At 68.4% G+C, this 26580-nt stretch carries 23 protein-coding genes; 14 read left to right on the top strand and 9 right to left on the bottom strand.

Translation table 11 applies throughout. The features are described 5' to 3' along the window. Window positions 1-110 precede the first annotated feature (110 nt). The 4 genes from ABFX50_RS42030 to ABFX50_RS42015 are packed head-to-tail and all read left to right on the top strand — an operon-like array spanning window position 111 to window position 3382. Window positions 111-662: a hypothetical protein gene (locus ABFX50_RS42030; RefSeq protein WP_346154779.1), complete on the top strand. Its 552-nt coding sequence runs from the start codon at window positions 111-113 to the stop codon at window positions 660-662. Further along, a complete protein-coding gene (locus ABFX50_RS42025) occupies window positions 659-1792 on the top strand; it encodes a S8 family serine peptidase (protein WP_346154778.1) in 1134 nt (377 codons plus the stop codon). The genes ABFX50_RS42030 and ABFX50_RS42025 overlap by 4 nt, the downstream gene beginning before the upstream one ends. Before the next feature lie 34 nt (window positions 1793-1826). After that, window positions 1827-2210, top strand: a complete 384-nt coding sequence (locus ABFX50_RS42020; RefSeq protein ID WP_346154776.1) for a Zn-ribbon domain-containing OB-fold protein — start codon at window positions 1827-1829, stop codon at window positions 2208-2210. Next, the gene (locus ABFX50_RS42015) at window positions 2207-3382 is read left to right on the top strand and encodes a lipid-transfer protein (protein ID WP_346154774.1); all 1176 of its coding nucleotides are present in this window, start codon (window positions 2207-2209) and stop codon (window positions 3380-3382) included. The genes ABFX50_RS42020 and ABFX50_RS42015 overlap by 4 nt, the downstream gene beginning before the upstream one ends. Before the next feature lie 85 nt (window positions 3383-3467). Here the strand turns inward: ABFX50_RS42015 and ABFX50_RS42010 are convergent, their stop codons facing one another. The 5 genes from ABFX50_RS42010 to ABFX50_RS41990 form a co-directional block, all read right to left on the bottom strand. Next, entirely contained in the window at window positions 3468-4484 is a 1017-nt protein-coding gene (locus tag ABFX50_RS42010; RefSeq protein WP_183654525.1) for an ABC transporter ATP-binding protein, read from the bottom strand. Next, window positions 4468-5508: an ABC transporter ATP-binding protein gene (locus ABFX50_RS42005; RefSeq protein ID WP_346154773.1), complete on the bottom strand. Its 1041-nt coding sequence runs from the start codon at window positions 5506-5508 to the stop codon at window positions 4468-4470. Before ABFX50_RS42005 ends, ABFX50_RS42010 begins: the two co-directional genes overlap by 17 nt. 16 nt (window positions 5509-5524) lie before the next feature. Further along, a complete protein-coding gene (locus ABFX50_RS42000) occupies window positions 5525-6442 on the bottom strand; it encodes an ABC transporter permease (RefSeq protein WP_346154772.1) in 918 nt (305 codons plus the stop codon). Next, window positions 6435-7376 (bottom strand): ABC transporter permease, encoded by a 942-nt coding sequence (locus ABFX50_RS41995; RefSeq protein WP_346154769.1) that lies wholly within the window; start codon window positions 7374-7376, stop codon window positions 6435-6437. The genes ABFX50_RS42000 and ABFX50_RS41995 overlap by 8 nt, the downstream gene beginning before the upstream one ends. A gap of 115 nt (window positions 7377-7491) precedes the next feature. Continuing rightward, window positions 7492-9159: a peptide ABC transporter substrate-binding protein gene (locus tag ABFX50_RS41990; RefSeq protein ID WP_346154767.1), complete on the bottom strand. Its 1668-nt coding sequence runs from the start codon at window positions 9157-9159 to the stop codon at window positions 7492-7494. Window positions 9160-9637: 478 nt separating this feature from the next. Here ABFX50_RS41990 and ABFX50_RS41985 point away from each other — a divergent pair, with 478 nt between their 5' ends. The 4 genes from ABFX50_RS41985 (at window position 9638) to ABFX50_RS41970 (ending at window position 12259) form a co-directional block, all read left to right on the top strand. Next, window positions 9638-10558 carry an ABC transporter permease gene (locus tag ABFX50_RS41985; RefSeq protein ID WP_346154765.1) on the top strand — a complete coding sequence of 307 codons (921 nt, stop codon included), beginning with the start codon at window positions 9638-9640 and terminating at the stop codon, window positions 10556-10558. Beyond that, on the top strand, window positions 10551-11402 hold the full coding sequence (locus ABFX50_RS41980) for an ABC transporter ATP-binding protein (RefSeq protein ID WP_183654510.1): 852 nt from the start codon (window positions 10551-10553) through the stop codon (window positions 11400-11402). The genes ABFX50_RS41985 and ABFX50_RS41980 overlap by 8 nt, the downstream gene beginning before the upstream one ends. Window positions 11403-11486: 84 nt before the next feature. After that, complete coding sequence (locus ABFX50_RS41975) at window positions 11487-12008, top strand: YbhB/YbcL family Raf kinase inhibitor-like protein (RefSeq protein ID WP_346154763.1); 522 nt, start codon at window positions 11487-11489, stop codon at window positions 12006-12008. Window positions 12009-12103: 95 nt separating this feature from the next. Continuing rightward, complete coding sequence (locus ABFX50_RS41970) at window positions 12104-12259, top strand: hypothetical protein (protein ID WP_183654507.1); 156 nt, start codon at window positions 12104-12106, stop codon at window positions 12257-12259. 669 nt (window positions 12260-12928) lie between these two features. Here the strand turns inward: ABFX50_RS41970 and ABFX50_RS41965 are convergent. Continuing rightward, a complete protein-coding gene (locus ABFX50_RS41965) occupies window positions 12929-13681 on the bottom strand; it encodes a hypothetical protein (RefSeq protein WP_346154760.1) in 753 nt (250 codons plus the stop codon). Window positions 13682-14057: 376 nt separating this feature from the next. Further along, complete coding sequence (locus tag ABFX50_RS41960) at window positions 14058-15380, bottom strand: KamA family radical SAM protein (RefSeq protein WP_346154759.1); 1323 nt, start codon at window positions 15378-15380, stop codon at window positions 14058-14060. Between the two features lie 176 nt (window positions 15381-15556). Between ABFX50_RS41960 and ABFX50_RS41955 the strand changes: the two genes are divergently transcribed. From ABFX50_RS41955 to ABFX50_RS41935, 5 genes are all read left to right on the top strand, one after another. Continuing rightward, window positions 15557-16114 carry a DUF1707 SHOCT-like domain-containing protein gene (locus ABFX50_RS41955; RefSeq protein WP_312895776.1) on the top strand — a complete coding sequence of 186 codons (558 nt, stop codon included), beginning with the start codon at window positions 15557-15559 and terminating at the stop codon, window positions 16112-16114. After that, complete coding sequence (plsX, locus tag ABFX50_RS41950; RefSeq protein WP_428834727.1) at window positions 16104-17156, top strand: phosphate acyltransferase PlsX; 1053 nt, start codon at window positions 16104-16106, stop codon at window positions 17154-17156. Before ABFX50_RS41955 ends, plsX begins: the two co-directional genes overlap by 11 nt. A 28-nt stretch (window positions 17157-17184) precedes the next feature. After that, window positions 17185-19407 carry an HAD-IC family P-type ATPase gene (locus ABFX50_RS41945; protein WP_346154754.1) on the top strand — a complete coding sequence of 741 codons (2223 nt, stop codon included), beginning with the start codon at window positions 17185-17187 and terminating at the stop codon, window positions 19405-19407. After that, complete coding sequence (gene argS / locus ABFX50_RS41940) at window positions 19404-21131, top strand: arginine--tRNA ligase (protein WP_346154752.1); 1728 nt, start codon at window positions 19404-19406, stop codon at window positions 21129-21131. Before ABFX50_RS41945 ends, argS begins: the two co-directional genes overlap by 4 nt. Window positions 21132-21222: 91 nt before the next feature. Beyond that, window positions 21223-22554: a hypothetical protein gene (locus tag ABFX50_RS41935; RefSeq protein ID WP_346154750.1), complete on the top strand. Its 1332-nt coding sequence runs from the start codon at window positions 21223-21225 to the stop codon at window positions 22552-22554. 327 nt (window positions 22555-22881) lie between these two features. Here ABFX50_RS41935 and ABFX50_RS41930 read toward each other — a convergent pair whose 3' ends face one another. After that, window positions 22882-23262, bottom strand: a complete 381-nt coding sequence (locus ABFX50_RS41930) for a cell division protein SepF (protein WP_183654494.1) — start codon at window positions 23260-23262, stop codon at window positions 22882-22884. 165 nt (window positions 23263-23427) lie between these two features. Here ABFX50_RS41930 and ABFX50_RS41925 point away from each other — a divergent pair, with 165 nt between their 5' ends. Next, the gene (locus ABFX50_RS41925) at window positions 23428-24207 is read left to right on the top strand and encodes a PhzF family phenazine biosynthesis protein (protein WP_346154747.1); all 780 of its coding nucleotides are present in this window, start codon (window positions 23428-23430) and stop codon (window positions 24205-24207) included. Between the two features lie 905 nt (window positions 24208-25112). Here the strand turns inward: ABFX50_RS41925 and ABFX50_RS41920 are convergent. Beyond that, window positions 25113-25805, bottom strand: coding sequence for a maleylpyruvate isomerase family mycothiol-dependent enzyme (locus tag ABFX50_RS41920; RefSeq protein WP_346154745.1), 693 nt, complete (start codon window positions 25803-25805; stop codon window positions 25113-25115). Window positions 25806-26580 lie beyond the last annotated feature (775 nt).

Genomic DNA, 26580 nt, shown 5'->3' with positions numbered 1-26580 from the left:
ACCGTCGGATTGAATCATCGGTCGCGTGCCAGAATGCACCGCGAATGCGTCCCTCTCCCCCTCCCTTCGAGGTCGACGTGATCCGACTGTCCATCGCTCTGATCCCCATCATGACCATGCTCTGGCCACCGGCCGAGCCGGCCGTGTCCGACCGCTGGCGCCTGTGGCCCGCCGCCGAGATCTTCCCCGCCCAGCTGCCGGGCACCACCCCCTCAGGCGCCCGCACCACCTACGTGCTGGTCGGCATCGCCCCCGAGTCCCCGTGCGCCGCCTTCCAGGACGGCGCCCGCCTGCCCGGCTGCGTGACCGCCCTGCGCGCCACCTACACCGAGAGCACCCAGACCTTCGTCGCCACGGCGGGCATCGCCGTCCTCACCGGCCCGCCACCCGCGGGGCCGAGCGCGCCGCCCGCCGGGCGGAGGCCGGACCCGAGGCCCGCCACCGTGCGGCCCTACCCCGTCCAGGGCGGCCCCGCCGAGCTGTTCGGGCAGCGCCAGTACATCACCGGCGCGAGGGAGAGCGGGCGAGATCGCTACGTCGTGCTCACCGCCGCCGGCTACAGCGACGGCAGGCCGTACACCAGGGGCATGGCCGCCACGCCACGCCTGCGCGGCGTGGCCGAGCAGCTCGCCAGGGCGCTCCATCGGCGGCTCACCGGATGAGGACGGTGTTCACGGGGCTGCTGGCGGTCCTGCTGCTCGTCACGAGCGCGCCCACCGCGGCCGACGACGTGGCCGCCACCGCCCGCGAACGGCAGTGGCAGCTCGCGCCGCTCGACATGGCCAAGGCGTGGCAGGTCAGCAAGGGCAGGGGCGTGACGGTGGCGGTGCTCGACACCGGTGTCGACGCCCGCCACCCCGACCTCGCCGGCGCCGTCGTCAAGGGCCCCGACCTCACAGGGCAGACGGGCAGGGACCGCTGGGGGCACCACGGCACGGCGATGGCCAGTCTGATCGCCGGTCGCGGGCACGGCGAGGACAGGGCGGAGGGGGTCATCGGCATCGCTCCCGAGTCCACCGTGCTGTCGGTGCGCGTCACGCTGGAGAACGACGACCCGCGTCGCGAGCAGCAGCGCACGAGGGCCCGCGGACGCGACTCCCTGGCCAGGGGGATCCGCTACGCCGTCGACCACGGCGCCAAGGTGATCAGCATGTCGCTCGGCGGCGGGAGCGGCACGTGGGAGGGCTCGGCGGACGAGGAGGAGGCGGTGCAGTACGCCCTGGCGGCCGGCGCGGTCCTGGTCGCCTCGGCGGGCAACGACGGCGACGGACCCAACAAGAAGAACTTCCCCGCCGCCTACCCAGGCGTGATCGCGGTCGGCGCCGTGGACAGGAAGCTGAAGGTGGCCGGCTTCTCCAACCGCAGGGAGTACCTGTCGGTGGTCGCGCCGGGCAGCCAGATCGTCAGCGCCGACGGCTCCGACTCCTACGTGATCGGCGACGGCACCAGCTCGGCCGCCGCGATGGTGGCGGGCATCGCCGCGCTCATCAGGTCCGCCCAGCCCGGCCTGACCCCCTTACAGGTACGCCGGGCGATCGAGGCCAGCGCGGGCAGGAAGGGGCACAGCAGGTCATACGGGCACGGGGTCGTGAACGCGGCCCTGGCCCTCGACGCCGCCGAACGCCTGGCCAGCCGCTCACCAGCCGAGAATCGGCGCCTGGCCCCCTACTTCGGCGGCGGCCCTGCGACGGCCGCCCCCGACTCCAGGGCCGTCGTGATCAGCGCCCTGCTCGCGCTCGCGACGGCGATGGCCGCCAGGGTCGTGGTCCTCGGCGGGCGCGGACGACGCTAGGAACCTAGCAAGCGCTTGTGTGATACTGCCTTCTATGATCCCCGGCTGGTTCGACGGCACCCACCTGCTCGGCACCCGCTGCACCTCATGCCAGGCCGTCTTCTTCCCTCCGCACCACGGCTTCTGCCGCGATCCGCGCTGCGAGGGCGAGGAGCTCGTGGAGGAGCGGCTGTCCAGACGCGGCACCGTGTGGTCCTACACCAACGCCTGCTATCCGCCGCCCGCGCCGTTCGTGTCCGCCGAGCCGTACGTGCCGGTGACGCTGGCGGCCGTGGAGCTGGAACGCGAGCGCATCGTGGTGCTCGGCCAGGTCAAGGGCCTGGCCGTCGAGGACCTGCGGGTCGGCATGGAGCTGGAACTGACACAGGGCACGCTCGCCGACGGGCCGAGCGTGTGGATGTGGGGGCCGCCGCGATGAGCGTGGTCGTGATCGGCGCGGGCATGCACCCGTGGGGCAAGCAGGGCAGGCCCTTCCAGGAGTACGGCGTGGCCGCCGCCAGGGCCGCGCTCGCCGACGCCGGCGTCGCCTGGTCCGACGTGCAGTTCGTGGTGGGCGCCGACACCATCAGGAACGGCTACCCCGGCTTCGTCGCGGGCGCGACCTACGCCCGCGCGCTCGGCTGGTCGGGCGCCCGCGTCGCCTCCTGCTACGCGGCGTGCGCCTCAGGCGCCCAGGCCGTGGACCTGGCCCGCGCCAGGATCCTCGCAGGCCTGTGCGACGTCGCCCTGGTGGTCGGCGCCGACTCCACCCCCAAGGGCTTCTTCACCCCCGTCGGAGGAGACAGGCCGGACGATCCCGACTGGCTGCGCTTCCGCCTCCTCGGCGCCACGAACCCGGCCTACTTCGCGCTCTACGCCCGCAGGCGGATGGCCCTGTACGGCTCGACACCCGCCGACTTCGCCGCCGTCAAGGTCAAGAACGCGCTGGCGGGAGCGCTGAACCCCAACGCCCGCTACCGCACGCCCGTCACCGTCGAGCAGGTGCTCGCCTCACCGATGGTCGCCGATCCGCTGAGGCTCATGGACATCTGCGCCACCTCCGACGGCGGCGCGGCGGTGGTACTCGCCTCCGCCGCCTACGCGCGCAGGCTGGGCGTCCGCTCCCCCGTCACGCTCGCCGCGATCTCCACGGTCACCCCGACCTATCCCAAGACCGTTCTCGACCTGCCCGACTTCGCCACCGACCCGCCCGTGCGGGAGAGCGTCCCCTTCCGCACGGCCCTGGCGCTGGCGGCGTACGAGGAGGCGGGCCTGGGGCCCGAGGAGCTGTCCTTCGCCGAGGTGTACGACCTGTCCACGGCGCTGGAGCTGGACTGGATGGAGGATCTCGGCCTGTGCGCCACGGGCGAGGCCGACAAGCTGCTCAGGGCCGGCGACACCGCGCTCGGCGGCAGGATCCCGGTGAATCCCTCCGGCGGTCTGGCCTCCTTCGGCGAGGCGATCCCCGCCCAGGCCATCGCCCAGGTGTGCGAGCTGACCTGGCAGCTGCGCGGAGAGGCCGGCGCCCGCCAGGTCGAGGGCGCCCTGGCCGCCATCGCGGTCAACCAGGGCCTGTTCGGCCACGGCTCGGCGATCGTCGCCGTGCGCTGAAAGGGATCGTCGCCGTGCGCTGAAAGGGATCGTCGCCGTGCGCTGAAAGGGTGAGCCCTCGCCGGCGAGGGCTCACCCTTTTCACTCAGTTGACGTGCACCACGTCGTGCGTCTCGGCGAAGTGGCACGCGCTCGCGTGCGCCGTGCCCGGCCTGATCTGCAGCAGCGGCTCCTGCTCGGCGCAGATCTCCTGCGCCTTCCAGCACCTGGTGCGGAAGCGGCAGCCCGACGGCGGGTTGGCGGGCGAGGGCGGGTCACCCTGCAGGATGATCCGCTCACGCTGCTCGCGCCCCTCGGGGTCGGGCACGGGCACGGCCGACAGCAGCGCCTGGGTGTAGGGATGGGCGGGCCTGTCGTAGATCTCTGCGTCCTTGCCGAGCTCGACGAACTTGCCCAGGTACATCACGCCCACCCGGTCGGAGATGTGGCGCACCACCGACAGGTCGTGGGCGATGAAGATGTAGGCCAGGCTGAACTCGCGCTGCAGCCGCTCCAGCAGGTTGATGACCTGTGCCTGGATCGACACGTCCAGCGCCGAGACGGGCTCGTCGCAGACGATGACCTCGGGCTGGAGCGCCAGGCCCCTGGCGATGCCGATGCGCTGACGCTGACCGCCGGAGAACTGGTGCGGGTAGCGGTTGATGTGGTCGGGGTTGAGGCCGACCACCTCCAGCAGCTCCTGCACCTTCTTGCGACGGTCACCCTTCGGCGCGACCTCCGTGTGGATGTCGTACGGCTCGCCGACGATGTCGCCGACGGTCATCCTGGGGTTCAGCGAGGTGTAGGGATCCTGCATCACCATCTGGATGTTGCGGCGCATCCGCTTGAGCTCGCCGCCCCTGGCGTTGGCGATCTCGCGCCCGTTGACCTTGACCGAGCCCGAGGTCGGCCGCTCCAGCGCCATCAGCAGCTTGGCCAGCGTCGACTTGCCGCACCCGGACTCGCCGACGATGCCCAGGGTCTCGCCCCTGTTCAGGTCGAAGGAGACGCCGTCGACGGCCTTGATCGCGCCGATCTGCCGCTTGAGCACGACGCCACTCGTCAGGGGGAAGTGCTTGACCAGGTCGCGGACCTCGAGGATGCGGTCAGCCGCGGCTGCCATCGAGGACCTCCCTCCAGTAGTGGCAGGCGCTGCCGCGCACGCCGCTGATCTCGTAGAGCGGGGGGACGTCGGTCACGCAGTTGTCCTGCCGGTAGGGACACCGGGGATGGAAGGCGCAGCCGGTCGGCATGTCGAGCAGGTTGGGCGGCAGGCCCTTGATCGCGTAGAGCTCCTGGCCCTTGTGGTCGACCCTGGGGATCGAGTCCAGCAGGCCCTTGGAGTACGGGTGCGCGGGGGCCTTGTAGATGTCGTGCACCGGGGCGTTCTCGACGATGCGCCCCGCGTACATGACCGAGATCTTGTCGGCGACGTCGGCGACCACGCCGAGGTCGTGAGTGATCAGGATCAGGCCCATGTTGCTCTCGCGCTGGAGCTCCGCCAGGAGCTCCATGATCTGCGCCTGCACGGTCACGTCGAGCGCGGTGGTCGGCTCGTCGGCGATCAGCACCTCGGGGTCCAGCGCGATCGACATCGCGATCATGATGCGCTGGCGCATGCCGCCGGAGAACTGGTGCGGGTAGTCGTTGACGCGCTGCCGCGCCGCGGGGATGCGGACCTTGTCCATCAGCTCGACGGCCTTCTTCATGCCGTCGCGCTTGCTCATCCCCCTGTGCACCCTGAACATCTCGCTGATCTGCCAGCCCACGCTGAAGACCGGGTTGAGCGCGGAGAGCGCGTCCTGGAAGATCATCGCGATCCGCTCGCCGCGGACCTGGGTCCTGCCCTCCTCCGAGAGCGTGAGCAGGTCGGTGCCGTGGAAGCGGATCTCCCCCTTGGGGATCACCGCGGGCGGCATGTCGAGGATGCCCATGATCGCCTGAGCGGTCACGGACTTGCCCGAGCCCGACTCGCCGAGGACGGCGAGCGTCTCGCCGGCGCTCAGCGAGTAGCTGACGCCGTTGACCGCCCTGACGATGCCCGCCCTGGTGTGGAACTCCACGTGCAGGTTGTCGACAGTGAGCAGCGGCTCGTTGCCCAGCCCTCCCTCGGCGGGCAGCACGTCCGTTGCTGACCTCTTCTTCATCGCGATTCCCCCCTCTCTATCGCAGCTTCGGGTCGAGTGCGTCTCGTACGGCGTCGCCGATCATGACGAAGCTCAGCACCGTGATGCTCAGGAAGATCGCCGGGAAGATCAGCGGCTCCGGCGCCATGAGGAACCGGTTGCGCGCGTCGGCGATCATCAGACCCCATGAGATGTTGGGCGACTGGATGCCGACACCGAGGAACGACAGCGCCGCCTCGCCCGCGATGAACACGCCCAGGTTCATCGTGCAGACCACGATGACGGGGGCGACGGCGTTCGGCAGGATGTGCCGTACCGAGATCCTGAACGGGCTCGCGCCGAGCGCGCGCGCCGCGGTCACGTAGTCCTGGCTCTTGGCGGTGATGACGGCCGCGCGCATGATGCGCAGGACCATCGGCCAGGCCAGGATCGCCAGCGCGAGCACGACCGTCCACACGCCCGCGGCGTCCCTGCCGACGGCCGACAGCAGGAGCAGCGCGCCGAGGATCGAGGGGATGGCGAAGAAGATCTCGGCCAGCCTGGAGAGGATCACGTCGACCCAGCGCCCGTAGAATCCGGCGATGAGCCCGAGGACGCCACCGATCAGACCGGTCACCACGGAGGTCAGCAGGCCGACGAGGATCGAGATCCTGGCGCCGTGGATGACCCGTGAGAAGGTGTCGCAACCCTGGTTGTCGATGCCGAACCAGTGCTCGGAGCTGATGCCCTGCCTGGCGTCGACCAGGTTGCACGCCAAGGGGTTCTGCGGCGCGAACACTCCCGGCATGATCGCCATGAGGATCAGGAGGATGGCGATGGCCGTGCCGACCAGGAACACCTTGTTCCTGCGCAGGTCGTACCACGCGTCCGACCACAGGCTGTTCGGCTTCTTCTCCTTCTGCTTCCTGCGCGGGTGAGCCTTCGGCTCCTGCACCGCAGTGTTCAGCTCACTCATAACGGATCCTGGGGTCTAGGACGGCGTACAGCAGGTCGACGATGAGGTTCGCGATCAGGTAGACGAGGACGAGAACCGTGACCACTCCGACGACGACGGCGTTCTCCCGCCGTGCCACCGACTGGAAGAGCTGCTGGCCGATACCGTTCAGGTTGAAGATCGCCTCGGTGATCACCGCGCCGCCCATCAGCGTGCCGAGGTCGGCGCCCAGATAGGTGACCAGCGGGATCAGCGAGTTGCGCAACGCGTGCCTGCCGAGGACCCTGCTGCGCGGCATGCCCTTGGCGACGGCCGTACGGATGTAGTCGGCCCTGAGCGTCTCCATCAGGCTGGTCCTGGTGAGCCTGACCAGGTAGGCGATCGACGTACCCGCCAGCACGAAGCCGGGCACGAGGAAGCTGCGCCACCCCGCCTCGGTTCCCGAGATCGGGAAGAAGTCGATGCCGAGCTCGGTCTTGAGCTTGACACCCAGGACGAGCTGCAGGACGAAGCCGCTCACGAGGGTGGGCACCGAGACCAGCAGCAGCGTGAGCGCGAGGACGGCGTGGTCCTGCCAGCGGCCGCGACGCAGCGCGGCGTACAGGCCGAGACCCAGGCCGACGAGCGCCTCGATGATCAGGGCGGTCACCGCGAGCTGGATGGTGACCTGGAACTTGCCCGCGAACAGGTCGGCGACCTGCACGCCCTGGAAGGTCTCGCCGAAGTCGCCGACGAAGACGCCCGAGATGTAGTTCCAGTACTGCACGATCAGCGGATCGTTGAGACCGTACTGCTCCCGCAGCTGCGCCGCGAGCACGGGGTCGATTCTGCGTTCACCGCCCAGGATCATCACGGGATCGCCGGGTAGAGCGTAGACGGTGCAGAAGATGAGGAAGGTGGAACCCAAGAGAACAGGAATCGCCTGGAGCAGGCGCCTGATCACATAGCGGCCCATGAAGTCTCCCGATCATTGCGAAGGGCAGCCCGGCAACCTCCGGGCTGCCCCTCTGTTGTTCAGGGCCTCTCGGACCGGCGCCTGGTGGGAGCCGGTCCGAGAGCGCGGGTCATGGTCAGGAAACCCGCTCGACCTTGGCGAGGTCGATCCGCTCGAACGGGTCGATGGTCACGTTCTTCACCCTCTGGGAGTAACCAGCGTTGGTCTGGTAGAAGTACACCGGGATGTACGGCATGTCCTTCACCAGCATGTCGCCGGCCTGCTGGTAGAACTTGACGCCCTCTTCGTCGCTCTTCGCCGAGTCGCCCTTGACGAGCAGCTCGTCGAAGTCCTTGTTGGAGTAGCGACCGTGGTTGGAGCTGCCGCCGGTGCCGAAGATCGGGCGCAGGTAGTTCTCCATGGACGGGTAGTCCATGATCCACGCCATGCGGAAACCGCCGGTGACCTTGCCCTTGTCCAGCTCGTCCAGGATGGCCGCGAAGGACTCGAAGGAGTCGACCTTCACCTCGACGCCGAGGTTCTGTCGCAGGTTGTTGGCCGCGGCCTCGATCCACTCCTTGTGGCCGCCGTCACCGTTGTAGGAGAGGCTGACGGGGCCCTTGCCGCCGCCGTTCTTCTCCCACAGCGCCTTTGCCTTGGCGGGGTCGTAGACGCACTCGACGCAGGCGCCCTTGCGGTAGCCGGCGACGATGGGGCTGACGAAGTCGTCGGCGGGCACGCGAGTGCCGGAGAAGACCTGCTCGGTGATGGTCTTCCTGTCGATCGCCATCGAGACGGCCTTGCGGAGCTCGGGGTTCTTCGCCCACGCCTCGCCGTTCCTGGCGTTGAAGCCGAAGTAGCCCACACCGGAGGACGGCTGCTCGATGTAGCGGTCACCCAGCTCCTGCTTGGCCGTGGCGATGGCCTCGGGCGGCAACTGGTCCATGATGTCCAGGTTGCCGGCGCGCAGCTCGTTCCACGAGGTGCCCTTGTCGCTGGAGATCTTGAACTCGACCGCGTCGATCTTCGCCTTGCCCTCGACGAACTCGTCATAACGGACCATCGAAATGGTCGTGTCCGTCGCGAGCTTGAACGGCTTGGCCATCTTGAACGGACCGTTGCCGATCGGGTTCTCGCCGAACTCCCTCTTGATGCCGCCCTTGCCGTCGAAGGCGGAGCTCGGCATCGGCATGAAGGTGGTGTAGCCGAGCATCGTCTTGAAGCCGGAGTAGGGGTGCGCCAGCTCGACCGTGAAGGTCTTGTCGTCGACGACCTTGAGACCGGCGAGCGTCTTGGCCTTGGGCTCGGGAGCCTTCTGCGGGCCCTCCTCGCCGTCGGGGTCGACGGGAGCGACGTCCTCGTAGCCCTTGACGGCGGAGAAGAAGTGGCCGCCTTCCTGGACGTTCGGGCCGTAAGCCGCGGCGTTCCACGCGTCCACGTAGCTCTTGGCCGTGACGGCCTCACCGTTGTGGAACTTGTAGCCGTCCTTCAGCTTGATCGTCCACATTTTGGACTCTGCGTCAGGTTCGATGGACTCAGCGCCACGAAGGATGACATTCTTATCCTTGTCGTAGTCGACGAGACCGACGAACAGCGCGTTGAGGACCTCAGCACCGCTGGTGTCGTTGGTGTTGGTGGGGCTGAGCTCGTGCTGGGGCTTGGCGATGTCGACCCGGACCGGCTGGGCAGAGCTGCCGCCCCCATCGTTGGTGGCCGTGCCACCGCCGCCTCCACCACACGCGGCGACTGCGACGGCCAGCAGCGCGGTACCGGCGACGATCCGTGCGCCCTTAGTAACACGCATCAGTAGATCTTCCTCCCTCTACAGGTGGGCGTAAGCGCTGAGCTGCGAAGTCCTAGGCAGCCTGACGGAGGGTTCTTGTCTAACCCCCGGGTTTGGCTGACATGGTCAAACCAGCTGACGCCCTGCCAGTCGATCGCGACTATCCCTCACTACTTGCCACCAGCGAGTCTCTGGCACATTGCAGTTCGGTCACACGTGTGTATGCCTGGCGTCACACCCGTACTCAGCGTTGCCCCAGCGCCCGTAGATAGGGGTGAAACCGGTCAAATCGGCACAAGTACGGCGCCAAACAGTCGAGTCAAAATACACCGCACCAGACAGTGCTCACGCCGTCCCCACATAGCCACCACTCCTGGGCTACCGTTGACCAAGTCTTGGCAGACGCCTGGAACCCGTCCGCCCAAGGCGACGTCCAAGTGTCTGCGGCAAACCGTCGCGCGAGGCATCTCACCTATCTGGATCCAATAGAGTCCATGCCATGAGCCAGCCGGAATCCGCTGTCGCGGACGCCCAGGCGGGCGGCCGCAGCGGGCAGGAGCCGCTGAGCAAGCTCGCCAAGCGATATGGGCTTCGTCGCGCCATCGCGCGACCGAGGTTTCCCGCCTACCTGCGCCAGTTGTGGGAGCGGCGGCACTTCATCATGACGTACGCGACCTCGCGTAACGTCTCGAAGTACAGCAGCTCGGCCCTCGGCCAGCTGTGGCAGGTCCTGACCCCGCTCCTGAACGCCGCCATCTACTACGTGATGTTCGGCCTCATCCTCGGCGGACAGGGGAACATCGAGCACTACCCCGCCTTCCTGCTGACGGGGATGTTCGTCTTCACCTACACACAGCGATCGGTGACGGCGGGCGCCAAGTCGATCTCGGGCAACCTCTCGCTGATCAGAGCTCTCCACTTCCCACGAGCCGCGCTCCCGCTCGCGTACGCGATCCAGGAGCTCCAGCAGCTGGCCATCTCCATGGGCATCCTCATGGTGCTCGTCGTCGTATCCACAGGCTCGCTCCCCACGTTGTTCTGGCTGATGATCCCCGTCGTGCTCCTGCTGCAGACGATGTTCAACGTCGGGGCCAGCCTCGCCATGGCCCGCATGGGCTCCTCGATGCGCGACATGAACCAGTTGCTGCCCTTCATCATGCGCACCTGGCTCTACGCCTCGGGTGTCTTCTTCTCCATCCAGGAGAAGGTGGTCGAGTCGCTGCACATGCCGCAGTGGGTGGCGAACATCATGTACGCGAACCCCGCGGCCTCCTACATCGAGTTCATGCGGGACATCCTGATCCCTGACCACCCTGTTCCCACGTGGGCTTGGGTGAGCTGCGTATTCTGGGCGGTGTTCGCACTCGCCTTCGGCTTCTGGTACTTCTGGCGTGCCGAGGAGAGATACGGCCGTGGCTGAGTTGACCGAGGAGCTGTCCCAAGTGAAGGCTGAGGAGCCCAACGTCCCGAACAAGGACGTCAGGGTCCACCCCAACCCGGAGCCCCCGGCTCCCACGACGGGAACACCGACCGTCATCGTCGACGACCTCCACATCGTCTACCGCGTCTACGGCGCCACCAGCGACCACGAGAAGGGCAACGCCGTACACGCCCTCACGCGCCTGCTGAAGCGCCAGGGGCGCCCGCAGATGAAAGAGGTCCACGCGGTCAAGGGCGTGACCTTCGTGGCCTACCACGGCGACGCCATCGGCATCGTGGGCCGCAACGGCTCGGGCAAGTCCACGCTCCTGCGGGCCATCGCGGGGCTGCTGCCGCCGCACTCGGGCTCGGTCTACACCGACGGCCAGCCGTCGCTGCTGGGCGTCAACGCGGCCCTCATGCGCGAGCTCACGGGCGAGCGCAACATCGTCCTCGGCTGCTACGCCATGGGCATGACGCCCGCCCAGGTCAAGGAGAAGTACGACGAGATCGTCGACTTCTCCGGCATCGGCGAGTTCGTCCAGCTGCCCATGTCCACCTACTCCTCCGGCATGGGCGCCCGCCTGCGCTTCGCCATCTCCTCGGCCAAGACGCACGACGTGCTTCTCATCGACGAGGCGCTGGCCACGGGCGACAGGGAGTTCCGCAAGAAGAGCGAGCAGCGGATCAAGCAGATCCGCGAGTCGGCCGGCACCGTCTTCCTCGTCGCGCACGACCTCAGGGTGATCGAGGAGACCTGCAACAGGGTCATCTGGCTGCACAAGGGCAAGATCAAGATGGACGGTGACCCCAAAGAGGTCATCGCCGCATACAACAAGGGCTGACACGCGCCTGCGGCGATCACCGCCGCGGCGCTCCCGGGTGGAAGATGGGAAGCGGACAACCCGCGAATCCACCGGAGGTGCATCTTGTCCGCAAGGCCACCTATCCCCTACGACTTCCTGCCCGAAGTCCCCGCCCTGACCGTCGAGAGCGACGACGTCCGCGACGGAGAGCGTCTCTCCGAGGCCCACGTCTTCGACGACTGGGGCATGCGGGGCCAGAACCTCTCCCCGCACCTGCGCTGGTCCGGCGCTCCTGAGGGCACCAGGAGCTACGCGGTCACCTGCTACGACCCCGACGCCCCCACGGGCAGCGGCTTCTGGCACTGGCTGCTGTTCGACATCCCCGCCGACGTCACCGAGCTGCCCACCGGCGCGGGCACGGCCGACACCAAGATCGGCACGCACTCGCGCAACGACTACTCCATCAAGGCGTACGGCGGCGCGGCCCCTCCGCCCGGATTCCCGCACCGCTATCTGTTCGCGGTGCACGCGCTCGGCGTCGACTCGCTGGGACTCGACCCCGACACCCCGCCGGCGGTGGTCGGCTTCAACATCACCGCGAACACGCTCGCCAGAGGCTATCTCGCACCTGTGTACGAGGTCTGAGTGTCTGGAGGGGCGAACAACTGACGCCGCGCTCACTGTTCCGCTATGATTCGAACGTAAATTCGATCTGGAACGTGATGGAGTGGGGGCGCGCGATGCGAGAGCTGTCGACCGCGATTGACCACTTGGCCATCGAGGACCCTTCCGAGATTCCCAGGGCCGAGCTGGCCAAGCAACTCATCGAGCTTCACTGGCAGATGGCAAGGCTGCAGGCCCAGATCGCCCGTCGCACGGGCGTCCGCATCACCTGACGCGTCCGTCCCTCCACCGCCGCTGTCGGCCGCGCCCGGCTCGCAGCCGTCTGTCCACCGCCACGGAGGCCGAGCCAGGCCCACGTGGTCGTCCACGTCGCGAGTGGAGCCAGGCGCTCACCTGTCCACCGCAGGCCGAGCCAAGCCTGCGGTCGTTTTTCCACCGTCCCGCGGGCTGAGCGCGGCCCGCGGACCAGTCGCGGCGCACATGGCGAAACCGGTGGCCCGATCCGGGCCACCGGTTTCGTGGAGCCAACCGTGACGATCGCGTCGCGGAGTGTAGAGCGGCGAGCCGACCGGCTGGCGGTCCGTCCCGTGAGCGCGTGGCACTCACCCGCCAGCCGTTCGGTGCCGGCTGCCGCCGTTTCTCTCTCCAGCCCCTGATCGCCCCGCCCGTTCGACGTGCCGTCCCATCTCGTCGAACGGTTCATGGTGTCACGGGCGCCGTGTCGGCGCGGAAGGGGCGCTTCCGGAGAGCGACGCTCCCCGGCCACGCACCTGATCAGGCGCTCGGCCGGGCTTGCTGTACGGTGTCACGCCCGCCGGCACCGGCTGCGACCCGCGGTTCCTGCCCTACCGGCACCAGGAGGACATGTCCGCGGTCAGGCGTGCTGGGTGCGACCCCCGCCAGGGGAGGCATCGCGCGGAGGGCACCACGACGCCCCGCTGTCAGTGCTGGGCGACGAGGTCGTTCGTCTGAGCGATCGACTCGGTCACCGCGCCCTGCAGTTCGCCGGCCGAGTTGGCGCTCCTGTGGGTGTTGTTGTCGACGACGTCGGTGGTGGCATCGACGAGCGGGGCGACCTCGTCGAGCGTGGCGGCGCCCACGACACCGGGCAGCGAGTCGGCGATCGGCGCGACCTCGGCGGGCGCCGCCTCGCGGACCACGGGCGCCAGCCTCAGCGCATCCGTCATGTGCTCGTCCTCGGCGCTCTTCATCTCCTCACGAGCGTCGGAGTCCGAGTAGATGTCCTTGACGGTGTCGAGCAGATTCCCCACGTCGGTGACCGGCTGCTTGACGGGGTTCTTGCGCGTCGTGGCGTCGTACAGCTCCGACGGGGAGATGCCCAGATCCTTCGGGGAGAGGCCCAGCGCCCGCTCGATGAAGTGGTAGACCCCCTCCTCGGAGGGGCCTTCGATGTCGATGTCCCCGGTCTGCGGTGCCGTCGGGACGTCCTGGCCGTTGAGCAGGACACCGCTCCCGGCCGCGTCGCCGGCGCCCAGCATCTTGCTCCTCACCGAGACGCGCTCGGTGAACGGCGCGAAGTTGTGCACCCCTGCCGTCTTGCCCGTGACACCGAAGGATTCGACGATGCCGCTCCCGCTGACGCGGATGGAGTTGTCGGCCTGCGCGGGCACGGCCACAGCCGCGGCGAGCCCGCAAACGGCGACGGCTACCGCCGTCTTGATAATGCGCTTCATGATTGCCTTCCCGGCTCGTTTTCGATTCACGAGGTTCGTTATTCGAATCGCGAATCGAAGTCCCCGAAAGCCGGCGTGCGCGCTATGGGCGCCACAGGGAGCGCGCGCCGTCCGGCTGAGCTACTGACGCAGTTGTATCACCACTGCGAGTAGCCCGGAGGATCGGAAAACTCGGCGGTAGCGAGGGTTGGGACCCCAGCATCGGATCAAGAAGGCGGGTGACAAGTCCGGATATAGAGAGGGTGGATTTCCGAAATTCCGCCGACGTCTCCCAGACGATCGACCGCTCCCCACCGGCCCGTTACAACGGCTCGGAAAACAAATGCCACGGGCCGGGGGTTCAGATTTTCCGGTTGCGGGATATGCGCTTGACCGCTCAGGCCGACAGAAGAGCGTCCTGTACGACGGTCTCGAACGGGAATCGGTCGGCGAAGGCGGGTCGCAGATCGGTCAGCCACACGGCCCGAGGGTCGTAATGAGCGAAGAACGGCTTTCCGACCAGTGAGGGATCCCGCGCCTGGATGAGATGGAGCACGAAGACCTTCTGCCCGGCGATCTCGGTGACGCCGTCCACGCAGACCTTGCCCGGCGTCGCGGACATGGAGGGCCCCCGCACCGTACGGCAGAGCCCCGACACCGACGCGTACGCGTCCCTGAAGACCTCGTACGCCTGGGCGAGCGGCACCGCGAAGTAGTCCTGCGGCCCCGTGTCCCGCTCGACGAACATGTAGTAGGGGATCATCCCCATCCCGAGCTGGCGCCGCCACATCGACGACCACACCTCGGGATCGTCGTTGATGGACCTGATCAGCGGCGCCTGGGTGCGGATGGTCGCCCCCGAGGAGATGATGCGCGAGACCGCCTGCGACACCAGCGGTGAGTCGAGCTCGCGCGGATGGGAGAAGTGGGCCATGAACGCCAGGTTCTTGCCCGCCGCCTGCACCTGCTCGAACAGCCGCAGGGTGTCGTCGGCGTCGGGGTCGGTGGTGAAGCGCTGCGGCCAGTAGGCCAGCGACTTGGTGCCGATGCGGATGGACTCCAGCTGCCCGACCTCCAGCAGCGGCTCGACGTAGCGCCTGAGCACGGACTCACCCATGATCATGGGGTCGCCTCCGGTCAGCAGCACGCTGGTGACCTCGGGATGCGCGCGCACGTAGGACAGGAGCTGCCCGACGTCGTCGGAGGCGAACTTCAGGTCGGCGTCGCCCACGAACTGCGCCCACCTGAAGCAGTAGGTGCAGTAGGCGTGGCACGTCTGCCCCTGCTTGGGGAAGAACAGCACGGTCTCGGGATACTTGTGCTGCATGCCGGGCACGGGCTCCATGTCGATGCGCGGCACGTTGAGTGAGAGTTGCCCCGCCGGATGCGGGTTGAGTTTCATCCTGACCTTGTTGGCCTCGGCCTGGATCTCCGCGTTGGGCGCCTCGGCCTTCAGCAGGTCGGCCAGCCTGTCCACGTCAGGGGCGGGAAGCATGTCCGCCTGCGGGAAGACCAGGCGGTAGATGGGATCGTCGGGTGCGGCCGACCAGTCGATGAGTTCATCCACGACGTAGGCGTTGGTCCGAAAGGGCAGCACGGTAGCCACCGCCCTCACCTTCAACCGCTGCGCCTCGTCCAGCTCCGTACGCTGCAGCAACTCTTCGAGGTGCTTGGAGGTGTACGCCTTGAAGCGCCGTGTTCCCGCTTGGTTCAAGATCACTAGGCCTTTCCCATCTTTTTTGTTCGATCGGATGTAAACCTGTGGACCCTGTGGCGCGTCTACGGGTCCTTATACCCGGACGCGGCACAGACCACTTCTGGTTCCGCCGTGGCCCAAGTTTCTGTCGAGACTCAACCACTCGCGACATATCGCGATTGGACATAGACTGGCGGACTGTGACCGACGACGCAGTTCTGCGAGCCGCCGACTCCGACCGCGACCGCGTGGCGGCCGTGCTCGGGGAGGCCCTCGCCACGGGCAGACTGACCAGCGTCGAGCACGCCGACCGGCTGGATGCCGCCTACTCGGCCAAGACCGTCGGCGAGCTCGCCCCCATCATCCACGACCTTCCGGACATCTCGACCACTTCTCGGCCCGCCCTGGTCGATCAGCAGACCGTCAGAGCGGTCTTCAGCAAGGTCATCAGGAAGGGACGGTGGGTCGCCTCCCGCCACACCACGCTGAGCGCGACCTACGGCGCCCTCATCGTCGACCTGTCCGATGCCGTCCTGCCCGGCAGGGAGATCACCCTGACGGTCAACGCCTACGCCGCCAAGCTCATCATCCGCGTCCCCGACGACGCCGAGGTCATCGACGAGGTGGCCGCGCTGTTCGCCAAGCGTCAGGTCTCCGGCGGAGCGGGCAGCGGCGGGCCGGTGATCAGGGTCGTCGGAAGGGTGACCTTTGGAAAGGTCGTCGTGGCCCGCGGGGTCACTGACTGGAATCTCGCATAACAACCATACGATTCGAACTGTGCCAGACTCCGAACCGCCGATAGCGCTCGACGCCATGGGCGGTGACCATGCGCCGCACGAGATCGTGGCAGGCGCCGTCCATGCGGTCAGGGAGCGCGGCCTGCCGATCGTCCTCGTCGGCTCCCCCCGCGTGCTCTACGAGTCACTGGCCGACCACGACGCCACCTCCGAGATCCCGATCATCAGGGCCGAGGAGGCGCTGGCCATGGACGAAGGCGCCCTGGCCAGCCTGCGCCGCCCCCGCTCCAGCATCGCCGTGGCCTGCCATCTGCTCAGGCGCGGCGACGCCTCCGCCGTGGTCTCGGCCGGCTCCACCGGCGGTGTCGTCGCCACGGGCAAGCTCAGGCTCAAGACCCAGCAGTCGGTGATCAGGCCCGCTCTCGCCGTCGCCCTGCCCACCAGGCCCACGCCCACCATCCTGCTCGACGCGGGCGCGAACGCCGAGGTCAAGCCGGAAATGCTGGTGCAGTTCGCGCATCTCGGCTCCGCCTACGCCGAGACCGCCTACGGCCTGGAGACCCCCCGCGTCGGCCTGCTCACGATCGGCTCCGAGCCCGAGAAGGGCAACAAGCTCGTGAAGCGCGCCCACGAGCTGCTGAAAGCCACCCCCGGCATCCACTTCGTCGGCAACGTCGAGGGCCACGACCTGCTCTCGGGCACGGCCGACGTCATCGTGACCGACGGCTTCACCGGCAACATCACGCTCAAGACGATGGAAGGCGCGGTCCGCTACGCCTTCACCGAGCTCAGCGAGACCATCAGCGCCAGCCCGATGGCCAGGATGGGCGCCCTCATGCAGCGTGGCAGGCTCAAGGACCTGTCCAGAAGGCTCGACTCCGAGGCGTACGGCGGCGCGGCCCTGCTCGGCCTCAACGGCACGGTCGTCGTCGCGCACGGGGCGTCGAAGGCCGCCTCCGTCAGCGCGGCGTGCGAGCTGGCCGCCACCCTCTCACGCAAGGGCATCGTCGCCAGGATCGGCGAACGGCTCTCCACGGCGCCTCGGCCCCACCGGCTATGGTGATCGTCACCACGGCATTCGGGGGGATCGTGTGGAGGGCCTCACGTCCGCACAGGTAGCGGCCGCCAAGACGAACGACGTTCCGCGCCGGACGAGCAGATCGCTCTCGGCGATCATCAGGGCCAACGTCCTCACGCTGTTCAACCTCGTCATCGGCGTCCTGTGGGCGCTCATCCTGATCTTCGGCGAGTGGCAGGACAGCCTGTTCGGCCTGGTCATCGTGGCCAACGCGATGATCGGCATCGTTCAGGAGCTGAGAGCCAAGCGCACGCTCGACCGGCTCGCCGTGGTGAACGAGGCGCCGGTCACCGTCCGCAGGGACGGCAGGGACCAGCAGATCCACTCCAGGCACATCGTGCTCGGCGATCTGATCCTGCTCGGCCCGGGCGACAGGCTGCTCGTCGACGGCGAGGTCGTCGCCGCCCAGGGGCTGGAGATCGACGAGTCGCTGCTCACAGGGGAGGCCGACCCCGTCCGCAAACAGCCGGGCGACCAGGTGCTGTCGGGCAGCTTCGCGGTCGCGGGCTCGGGCGCCTTCACCGCCACGAGGGTCGGCGAGGACGCCTACGCCGCCCAGCTGACCGAGCAGGCCAGCGCCTTCTCCCTCGCCCACTCCGAGCTGCGCGACGGTGTCACGAAGTTCATCAAGTACATCACCTGGCTGGTCATCCCGATCGGCACGCTGCTGCTCTACAGCCAGGTGCGCAACGACGAGGACTTCGGCTCGGCCATCACGGGGGCGGTCGCCGGCATCGTCACCATGATCCCCGAGGGCCTGGTGCTGATGACGAGCATCGCCTTCGCCGTCGGCGTCGTACGGCTCGGCCAGCGCAACGCCCTCGTCCAGGAGCTGCCCGCCATCGAGGGCCTGGCCCGAGTGGACGTGCTCTGCCTCGACAAGACGGGCACCCTGACCGCGGGCGGCATGGAGCTCGGCGAGGTGATCAGGCTGCGCGACGACGCCCCGATCGACGACGCGCTCGGCGCCCTCGCCCACGTCGACTCCCACCCCAACGCGACCGCCCAGGCCATCCAGGCCGGCTACGCATCCCCGCCTGGCTGGACCGCCACCGAGCTGGTGCCCTTCTCCTCGGCGAGGAAGTGGAGCGGCGCCACCTTCGACGGCCACGGCTCCTGGTCGCTAGGCGCACCCGACGTGCTCCTCTCCCCCGACCACCAGGCGTACGGCACCGCCGCCACCCTGGCCGCGACCGGCGCCCGCGTGATCGCGCTCTGCCGTACGGAGGAGAACGAGCCCGTCGCGCTGATCACGCTCAAGCAGCGGATCAGACCCGACGCCCACGAGACCCTCCAGTACTTCGCCGCCCAGGGCGTCACCGTCAAGGTCATCTCGGGGGACAGTCCCGGCGCGGTCGCCGCAGCGCTCGAGATCCCCGGCGGCGAGCGGGCCGTGGACGCCAGGACCCTTCCTCCGGACGACCAGGAGAAGCTCGCAGAGATCCTCGAGGACAACACCGTCTTCGGCAGGGTCACCCCTCAGCAGAAGCGGCAGTTCGTGGCGGCCCTGCAGTCGCGCGGTCACACGGTGGCGATGACCGGTGACGGCGTCAACGACGTTCTCGCGCTCAAGGACGCCGACCTCGGCATCGCGATGGGCGCGGGCAGCCCCGCCACCAAGGCGGTGGCCCAGGTGGTGCTGCTCGACGACAGGTTCGACAGCCTGCCCGAGGTCGTGGCCGAGGGACGCAGGGTGCTCGCCAACATCGAGCGGGTCTCCAACCTGTTCCTCACCAAGACCTTCTACGCGATCGCGCTGTCACTCGTGGTGGGCGTGCTCGGCGTCATGTTCCCCTTCGCGCCCAGGCACTCGACCCTGGTCAACGCGCTGACCATCGGCGCTCCCGCCCTCTTCCTCGCCCTCGCGCCGACGCTCGAGCGGGCCGAATCAGGGTTCGTGCCGCGTGTGCTGCGCTTCGCCGTACCGGCCGGGTTGATCACCGCCGCCGCGGTCATGCTGTCGTTCTGGGCCGGCGGCGGCGACCGCACCTCGGCCGTCGTCACGCTCTTCATCGTCACCTGGTGGATCCTGGCGCTCGTGGCCAGGCCGCTCAGGCCGTGGAAGGTCCTGCTGATCGGCGTCATGGCCGTGCTGTTCGCGCTGGCCCTCGCCGTCCCGTTCACCAGGCAGTTCTTCGCCCTCGGAGCCGGCGGCTGGGCGGCCGTCGCCATCGGCGCGGTCGCCGCCGCTGCGATCAGCGCCGCAGTCAAGCTCACCGGTACCCTTAGACCATGACCGACCCGCAGATAGTGCTCACCGAGCGCGTCCAGCAGGCGCTGGCCAACGCGTTCGGTTCCGAGTACGCCGACGCAGACCCGCTGATCAGGCCCTCCCAGTTCGCCGACTTCCAGGCGAACGTCGCGATGAGCCTGGGCAAGCGCCTGCGACGAGCACCGCGGGAGGTCGCCCAGGCCATCGCCGACCAGCTCGCCGACTTCCCCGGCACGGTCGAGGTCAGCGGCCCCGGCTTCCTCAACATCACCCTCGACCCGGCCTGGATCACGGCCGAGGCCACCGAGATGCTCGCCGACCCCCGCACGGGCATCGGCACGGCCACCCCGCCGCAGCGCATCGTGATCGACTACTCCGCGCCCAACGCGGCCAAGGAGATGCACGTCGGCCACCTGCGCACCACGATCGTGGGCGACGCCATGGCCCGCATCTACGAGCACCTCGGCAGCACCGTCGTACGCCAGAACCACCTCGGCGACTGGGGCACACCGTTCGGCATGCTCATCGAGCACCTGCTCGACATCGGCGAGGAGGCCGCGGTCGCGCAGCTCGAGGCCGGCCAGGGCACCGAGTACTACCAGGCCGCCCGCGCCAAGTTCGACAGCGACGAGTCGTTCAAGACGCGCTCCCGCCAGCGGGTCACCACGCTCCAGTCGGGCGACCCCGAGACCATGCGGCTGTGGCACGTCTTCATGGAAGCCACCATCCGCTACTTCAACAAGGTCTACGAGATGCTCGGCGTCACGCTCACCGACGCCGACATCGCGGGCGAGAGCATGTACAACTCGATGCTCGAGAAGACCTGCGACGACCTCGAGGCCATGGGCGTCGCGGTGATGAGCGAAGGCGCGCTGTGCCTGTTCCCTCCGGGCTTCACCGGCTCGGACGACAAGCCGCTCCCGCTGATCATCCGCAAGAGCGACGGCGGCTACGGCTACGCCTCCACCGACATGGCGGCGATCCGCTACAGGGTCGACGACCTCAAGGCCGACCGCATCCTCTACGTCGTCGGCGCCGACCAGGCGCTCCACTTTCGCATGGTCTTCGCCGCCGCCGAGCAGGCCGGGTGGCTGCCCGACTCGGTCTCCGCCGAGCACGTCCAGATCGGCATGATGCTGGGCAAGGACGGCCGCCGCTTCAAGACCCGCTCCGGCGAGTCGGTCAAGCTCATGGAGCTGCTCCAGGAGGCGGTCGACCGCGCCGGTGTGATCATCGCCGACCGGGGCTACGACGAGGAGACCAAGGGCGAGATCGCCCACGCGGTGGGCATGGGCGCGGTCAAGTACGCCGACCTGTCGATCAGCCACGACAGCGAGTACGTCTTCGACTTCGACCGCATGCTCAACTTCGCCGGCAACACCGGCCCCTACATGCAGTACGCCACGGCGCGGATCCGCTCCATCTTCCGCAGGGCCGGGGTGGAGCCGGAGTCGGCTCGCGGCCCCATCGTGCTCGGCGTGCCGGCCGAGCGCGCGCTCGCGCTGCACCTGCTCGGGTTCGGCGCGGTCGTCGACCAGGTCGCGGCGCTGGTCGAGCCGCACAGGCTCAGCGCCTTCCTGTTCGAGACCGCCAGCCTCTTCAGCACCTTCTACGAGGAGTGCCCTGTCCTCAAGGAGGGCGTCGACGCCGAGACGCGGGCCTCCAGGCTCGCCCTCTGCGCGCTGACCCTGCGCGTGCTGGAAACCGGCCTGGAACTCCTGGGAGTCCCCGTTCCGGACCGTATGTAAGGGATGGGCGCGCCTCCCCATGGTTGGCGCGCCCCCCGGCTAGGCTTTACGCGGTCATGAAGTGAGGCCGACATTGGGGGAGTTCTCGACCTTGGCAACGGAACTGAGCGCAAGTCCGCCAGCCACGACTGAACTCCACCGCTACACAGAGGCTCTGCTCGCCAACCTCGCGGCCAACGGCACCGCGCCCTCGATGACCCCGGCCTTCCAGGACATCCCCGGCTTCTGGCTGCCGCCTGCCGTCCAGGCGCTCGTCGCGATCCTCACCGGCGACGACCCCCTCGAACCGCTGACCACGGCCGCCAACCGCGACCAGCGCAACACCGCCCTGTTCCTCTGCCTCGCCCTGGCCGTCGCCGGGCACGGCGACCGCATCCACGCCTCCTGGCTCGGCACCGCCTTCGGCGAGCTGTCGATGGACCACCCCGTCAACCACGGCCAGCGTGCGCTGTGGCTGGCCGCCGCCAGAGGCGCGTACGGCCCGGCCGGCAAGATCTTCGTCCTCCGCAAGCTCGACGCCCTGGCCATCCCCACGCAGGCCGACACCGCGCAGTGGCTGCAGGCCCTCGCTCCCGGCGAGCCCTCGGTCGTGGTGCCCGCCGCCCTCGTCGACTTCCCCGAGCTGGCCGAGATCCCCGAGCTGGCCAGGCCCGCCCAGGCCGCCGCCCGCCTGTCCAGGCTGCGCGCCCGCTGCGCCGAGATCACCATGACCAGGCAGGCCGAGCACGACTCCCGCACGCCGCTCACCAACTCCGCCGCCACCCCGGCCACCGCCTGGGCGGAAGAGGAGCCCCTGGCCGTGCTCCGCTCGCTGGCCGGTCTCGCCGGCCCCTCGGGCCCGATGGGCTCGCTCATCGGGCACCTGCTCGACGACCTCCGGCCCGGCTCCGACCCCTACCTGGCCGCGATCGCGCTCCATGTCGCCGCGCCGATCCTGCGCGAGGTCGCCGCGGAGCTGGAGGCCGACACCCAGCTCACGCCGCCCGACTCCATCACCGTCCCCGTCCTCGGCCACCGCCTGGTGCTGCTGCCGGAGGGGCCTGACCCCGAGTCGATGGCCGCCGCCGAACGGGCGATCATCATCGACGGGATCCCCGAGCGCCGGCCGCCGTGGCTGGCCTACTCGCTCATGGCGCTGTGCGTGGCCCTGGTGGCGGGCGCGATCGTGGTGTGGTGGCCGCTGGCCGTCCTGGGGGTGGCCAGCGCGGGCCTGGGCGCCTGGCGACTGTGGGAGCTCCAGCAGGCGCGCCGCTCCGACGAGGCCTACGTGGGGACACGACTCGCCGAGCTCAAGGACCTCGCGGACGGGGCGATCTGGGCGCTGCACGCGTACGCCCGCGAGGCGGACGATCGGGCCAAGCAGGCCGCCGAGGACTCCGCCGGCCTCATCCGCCTCCTGCGCCGCGGCCCCCGCGCCGCCTAGCCGGTCTTCCCGCGGTGTCGCTTCCCGCCATCTGGGGGTGCGGCCGGTTCTATCTGGAGGTGCGCGGCCGGTTCGTCGCCTCATGGACAGAGCCCGCGCCTCGCGCGCCCGGCCTCGCCATGCGCCCGGCCTCGCCATGCGCCCGGCCTCGCCATGCGCCCGGCCTCTGCGCAGCAGGCCCGCACCCGCGGTGGAGTCGCCCGCCGCTCCACAGGAACCGGCAAGCGCCCACCCGAGCAAGCGGCAGCGCCTGCGGACACACCAGACCAGCCCCCCAGCCGGCCCAGCGTACGCTCACAGAGCGGCCCTCACGGGCCGCCGCTTGACTCAGGTGTTCTCGATCTCCACGTGCGCGGGCGCGAGCAGGAACACCCGGTCCGCGATGCGCTCGATCCGACCCTCGCACCCGTAGGCCAGCCCGGCCGCGAAGTCGACCATCCTGGTCGCCTCCGGCATGGGCATGCCGGTGACGTCCATGATGACGGTCTGCCCCTCACGGAAGTGCTGCCCGATCATCGGTGCGTCGTTGTATTTCAGCGGCTGGACCATCACGATCCGCGACGACTCGACGGTGGCACGCCACCGCTTCGCGGCACGCTCCGAAGCCGGCACGTACTCATCTTCGTACTGCTCGTCTTCGTAGCCGTCGTCGTATTGATCGATCCCGCCCAGGCCAAGGTAGCTCACCACCTTGCGCACTGCCCCCATCGGCTTGTCCTTTCCTCAGGAACTCACCGTAATCGGCACGTCCCTACACATTGGACGGTAACCGACGCTTCGGCGTTCGCCATGCGACACGCCCAACACATATTCCATTTTGTACGGCAAGCGTCCCGGTTTCGACTGGATATCGCCGCCTATATCATCGACCACATGCGCCTGTTCACGGTCGATGCCTTCACCGACACAGCATTCCACGGTAATCCTGCCGCTGTCTGCCTCCTGAACGAAGGCGCTTCCGACACCTGGATGCAGTCTCTGGCGACCGAGATGGGCCTGTCGGAGACGGCGTTCCTGCTCGGTAATTCGCTGCGCTGGTTCACTCCGGCGGTCGAAGTATCGCTGTGCGGTCACGCGACGCTGGCCACGGCTCATGTGCTCTATTCCACAGGCGCGGCCACCGGAGCGATCCATTTCGAGACGAAGAGTGGAATCCTCACCGTGAATCCATCCGACGACGGACTGATCACGATGGATTTCCCGGCCAAAGAAGTGACGCTTGCCACAGTTCCTGACGGCCTCGAAAAGGCACTTGGAGCTGCGGTGGTGAGCGTGAGCAGCAGCCAGCTCGACCTGCTGGTGGAGCTCGAATCTGAGGAGAGCGTGCGCTCCCTCAGGCCCGACATTCCGGCCCTCGAATCCGTGGACGCCAGAGGCGTGATCGTCACCGCCCAGGCCGCTTCCTCCACCGCCGCGGACTACGTCTCCCGCTTCTTCGCGCCACGCGTCGGCGTGGCCGAGGACCCGGTCACCGGCTCGGCCCACTGCGCCCTCGCTCCGTACTGGTCCGCCAGGCTCGGCCGCGACTCCCTCCTCGGCGCCCAGCTGTCGGCAAGAGGCGGCCTGGTCCGCACCACCCTTCGAGGCGACCGCGTCGACCTGGCCGGCCACGCGGTAACGGTGATGGAGGGCACCCTGCTCCTCAACCCCTGAGCCACAGCCACCCCGCCCCTCAGGCAGGAGGTCGCAGGCACCCAACTCCCCAAGCCAGGAACCACGGGAACGCTGCCCCGTGGACGTGAACTCGCCGGCACGCCGTTCCTCCAGCCCTGAGCCACGGGCACGCTGTCCCCCGGGCGTGAACTCGCCAGCACGCTGTTCATCAGACAAAGCACCACGGGACCGTTGTCCCTTGAGCGTGAGCTCACAGGCACGCTGTTCCTCGGGCCGTGGGCGGAGGCGCGGAAGGTGCCCCTCCGCGTCTCGGCGATCGCTCCCACAAGACCACTTCACTCGCACCTCCGACGCTCCCTCACGGGAGCCTCCTCCGACCCACACCTTCAGCGACCCGCCCCGAGAGCGCTCGCCCTCCGCGCGGTGGTGACCGCTCACGCGGAAGGATCTCCGTCCCGCGCCGTCGGTCACTGCCCGCAAAGACACCTCACATTCCTCGCGAACGACGATTCGCGTAGAAAACCTCCATCCAGTGCCATCACTCTGTATGAGACGCTCTCCCCCGCGACTTTGTTCAGATCTCGCCAGCAAACCGGCCAACACCCAAGCCCTCCTCCCGATCGCCCTCCCACTCGGCGGCGACCTCCAGCCCATCAGCGCACCTGCCGCACCCCGAGACCCGCCTCACCGGCGCTCCGCCCACTCGGGGGCAATCTCCAGCCCATCAGCGAACCGGCCGCCGTACCAGGGGACCCAGACCCACCTGGCCGGTCGCCTCTCCCACTCGGGAAGCAATCACCAACCCGTCAGCGGACCGGCCAGCACCCAAGACCTCACCCGATCGCCCTCCCACTCGGCGGCGGCCTCCAGCCCATCAGCGAACCGGCCGTACCCCCGGGGCCCAGGCCCACCTCGCCGGTCGCCCTCGATGCCAGCGTCGATCGCTAGCCCGTCAGCGGACCCGTCAGCACCTCGAGACCCGCGTCCCTGTCGCCTTCCCACACCAACACCTCATCGGTCATCGGTCGCCGACCCCACAACATCAGCAGCAGATGGTCCGCCGTACCGGACACCTTGGCAACGGGAGCCCCAGGTCCGTACGTCCACGACGACCCTGTGTCGGTCGCGTCGAGCCGCACCGCGCACTCAGGTGGACGCGTCCGTCCCCGGATGACCTGTCGTGGCGCGATCGTGTCGAACAACTCAGCCACCCCCTCGCTCGCCAATTCCGGATCGAGGATGCCGGCCGTACCCAGAGCGTGTTCGGCATCCCACCGGTGCACAAGCGCCTCGAGACACCGGCGCCGCCGCCAGAACCCCACCGTGCCGGGCGGATGGAACGTCCACGCCTCAGCCGCCGGATCACCGTCCAGCGCCTCAAGCAAGGTCACCGACGCATGGTCGAACCACCGCAGCAACCCGTCACGATCTCTCGGAGCAGCGGGAGCCACATAATCACCCCGCCTCTCCCTGACCGCCACAGCCGCCCACAGATTGGACCCACCCAGATGCTCGGCGAGATCACGAAGCGTCCAGTCACCGCAGTGCTCGATCGGCGCCTCGAGATCGACGTCCAGACACGCTCGAAACGCCACCAGCTCACGATGCAGATGGGCGAGAAGATCTTGAGACTCCATGCCAGGCAACCTAACCGAGCCCTCTGACAATCTTGAGATCATGTCCCTTCTCCATCAGCAGGACCAGTGACAGATCGAAGAGCAGACAGTCAGCGACGCTCTCCAACTAGAGCAACTGCTCATCACCATCGGCTCCCGAACTAATCGGTCACGCGACGCTCAACTTCGGATGCGCACACGAGCATGCGGTGTAGTCAAGCGGTGAACGCCGTTGGCGGGAATGGACCTGTGGTGCCAGGGCGTGCAGTCGACGGAGTGCGCCCGCTGCGTCGAGCACCGCCTCATAGAGGGCGTGGCTACGGACGCGAGACCCCGTAATCCGGCCTGTCTTACGAAACCGCGCCGAGACATCCCGTCGAGGCCGAAACATCCCGTCGGATCACCGGCCGCGGATCACCCTGTGTGGGGCGCTGGGTCTGGGGCGCTGGGTCTGGGCGCCACGGCCCGAGGACGGGCCGGGCGCTGTCACGGTTATGAGGGGCACCGACACCTTGCCCTTCGAAGCTGACTCGGCGACAAGCGCCGCCAGGGCGTCCTGAAGAGGCGCTCAAGCGGTCGGTCGAGACGTATTCAGGGCGTCCGGTGAACGTCAGGCGAGGGGTTGGAGGGGATGTAGCAGGTGACGAAGCCGATCCAGGGGCCAGTCAGGGGAGGCCGCCCGGACAACAGAAACGACCTCGGAAATGCAGAAAGGGCCCCACCCAACGGGTGAAGCCCTTCCATACAAAGATTGCGCGGCGGCGACCTACTCTCCCACACCCTCCCGAGTGCAGTA

The sequence above is a fragment of the Nonomuraea recticatena genome, assembly GCF_039533245.1.
Classification (GTDB): Bacteria; Actinomycetota; Actinomycetes; order Streptosporangiales; family Streptosporangiaceae; genus Nonomuraea; species Nonomuraea roseola.
Note: the sequence above shows the minus strand (reverse complement) of the source record. Positions and strands in the feature narration are given on the sequence as shown.

Coding starts and splice junctions, on each gene's coding strand:
- ABFX50_RS42010 (WP_183654525.1), bottom strand. CDS start 4,484: ATGGCAGCCGCGGCTGACCGCATCCTCGAGGTCCGCGACCTGGTCAAG.
- ABFX50_RS41985 (WP_346154765.1), top strand. CDS start 9,638: ATGAGCCAGCCGGAATCCGCTGTCGCGGACGCCCAGGCGGGCGGCCGC.
- ABFX50_RS42015 (WP_346154774.1), top strand. CDS start 2,207: ATGAGCGTGGTCGTGATCGGCGCGGGCATGCACCCGTGGGGCAAGCAG.
- ABFX50_RS41930 (WP_183654494.1), bottom strand. CDS start 23,262: ATGGGGGCAGTGCGCAAGGTGGTGAGCTACCTTGGCCTGGGCGGGATC.
- ABFX50_RS42025 (WP_346154778.1), top strand. CDS start 659: ATGAGGACGGTGTTCACGGGGCTGCTGGCGGTCCTGCTGCTCGTCACG.
- ABFX50_RS41970 (WP_183654507.1), top strand. CDS start 12,104: ATGCGAGAGCTGTCGACCGCGATTGACCACTTGGCCATCGAGGACCCT.
- ABFX50_RS42030 (WP_346154779.1), top strand. CDS start 111: ATGACCATGCTCTGGCCACCGGCCGAGCCGGCCGTGTCCGACCGCTGG.
- ABFX50_RS41925 (WP_346154747.1), top strand. CDS start 23,428: ATGCGCCTGTTCACGGTCGATGCCTTCACCGACACAGCATTCCACGGT.
- ABFX50_RS41965 (WP_346154760.1), bottom strand. CDS start 13,681: ATGAAGCGCATTATCAAGACGGCGGTAGCCGTCGCCGTTTGCGGGCTC.
- ABFX50_RS41920 (WP_346154745.1), bottom strand. CDS start 25,805: ATGGAGTCTCAAGATCTTCTCGCCCATCTGCATCGTGAGCTGGTGGCG.
- ABFX50_RS41990 (WP_346154767.1), bottom strand. CDS start 9,159: ATGCGTGTTACTAAGGGCGCACGGATCGTCGCCGGTACCGCGCTGCTG.
- ABFX50_RS42020 (WP_346154776.1), top strand. CDS start 1,827: ATGATCCCCGGCTGGTTCGACGGCACCCACCTGCTCGGCACCCGCTGC.
- ABFX50_RS42005 (WP_346154773.1), bottom strand. CDS start 5,508: ATGAAGAAGAGGTCAGCAACGGACGTGCTGCCCGCCGAGGGAGGGCTG.
- ABFX50_RS41995 (WP_346154769.1), bottom strand. CDS start 7,376: ATGGGCCGCTATGTGATCAGGCGCCTGCTCCAGGCGATTCCTGTTCTC.
- argS (WP_346154752.1), top strand. CDS start 19,404: ATGACCGACCCGCAGATAGTGCTCACCGAGCGCGTCCAGCAGGCGCTG.
- ABFX50_RS42000 (WP_346154772.1), bottom strand. CDS start 6,442: ATGAGTGAGCTGAACACTGCGGTGCAGGAGCCGAAGGCTCACCCGCGC.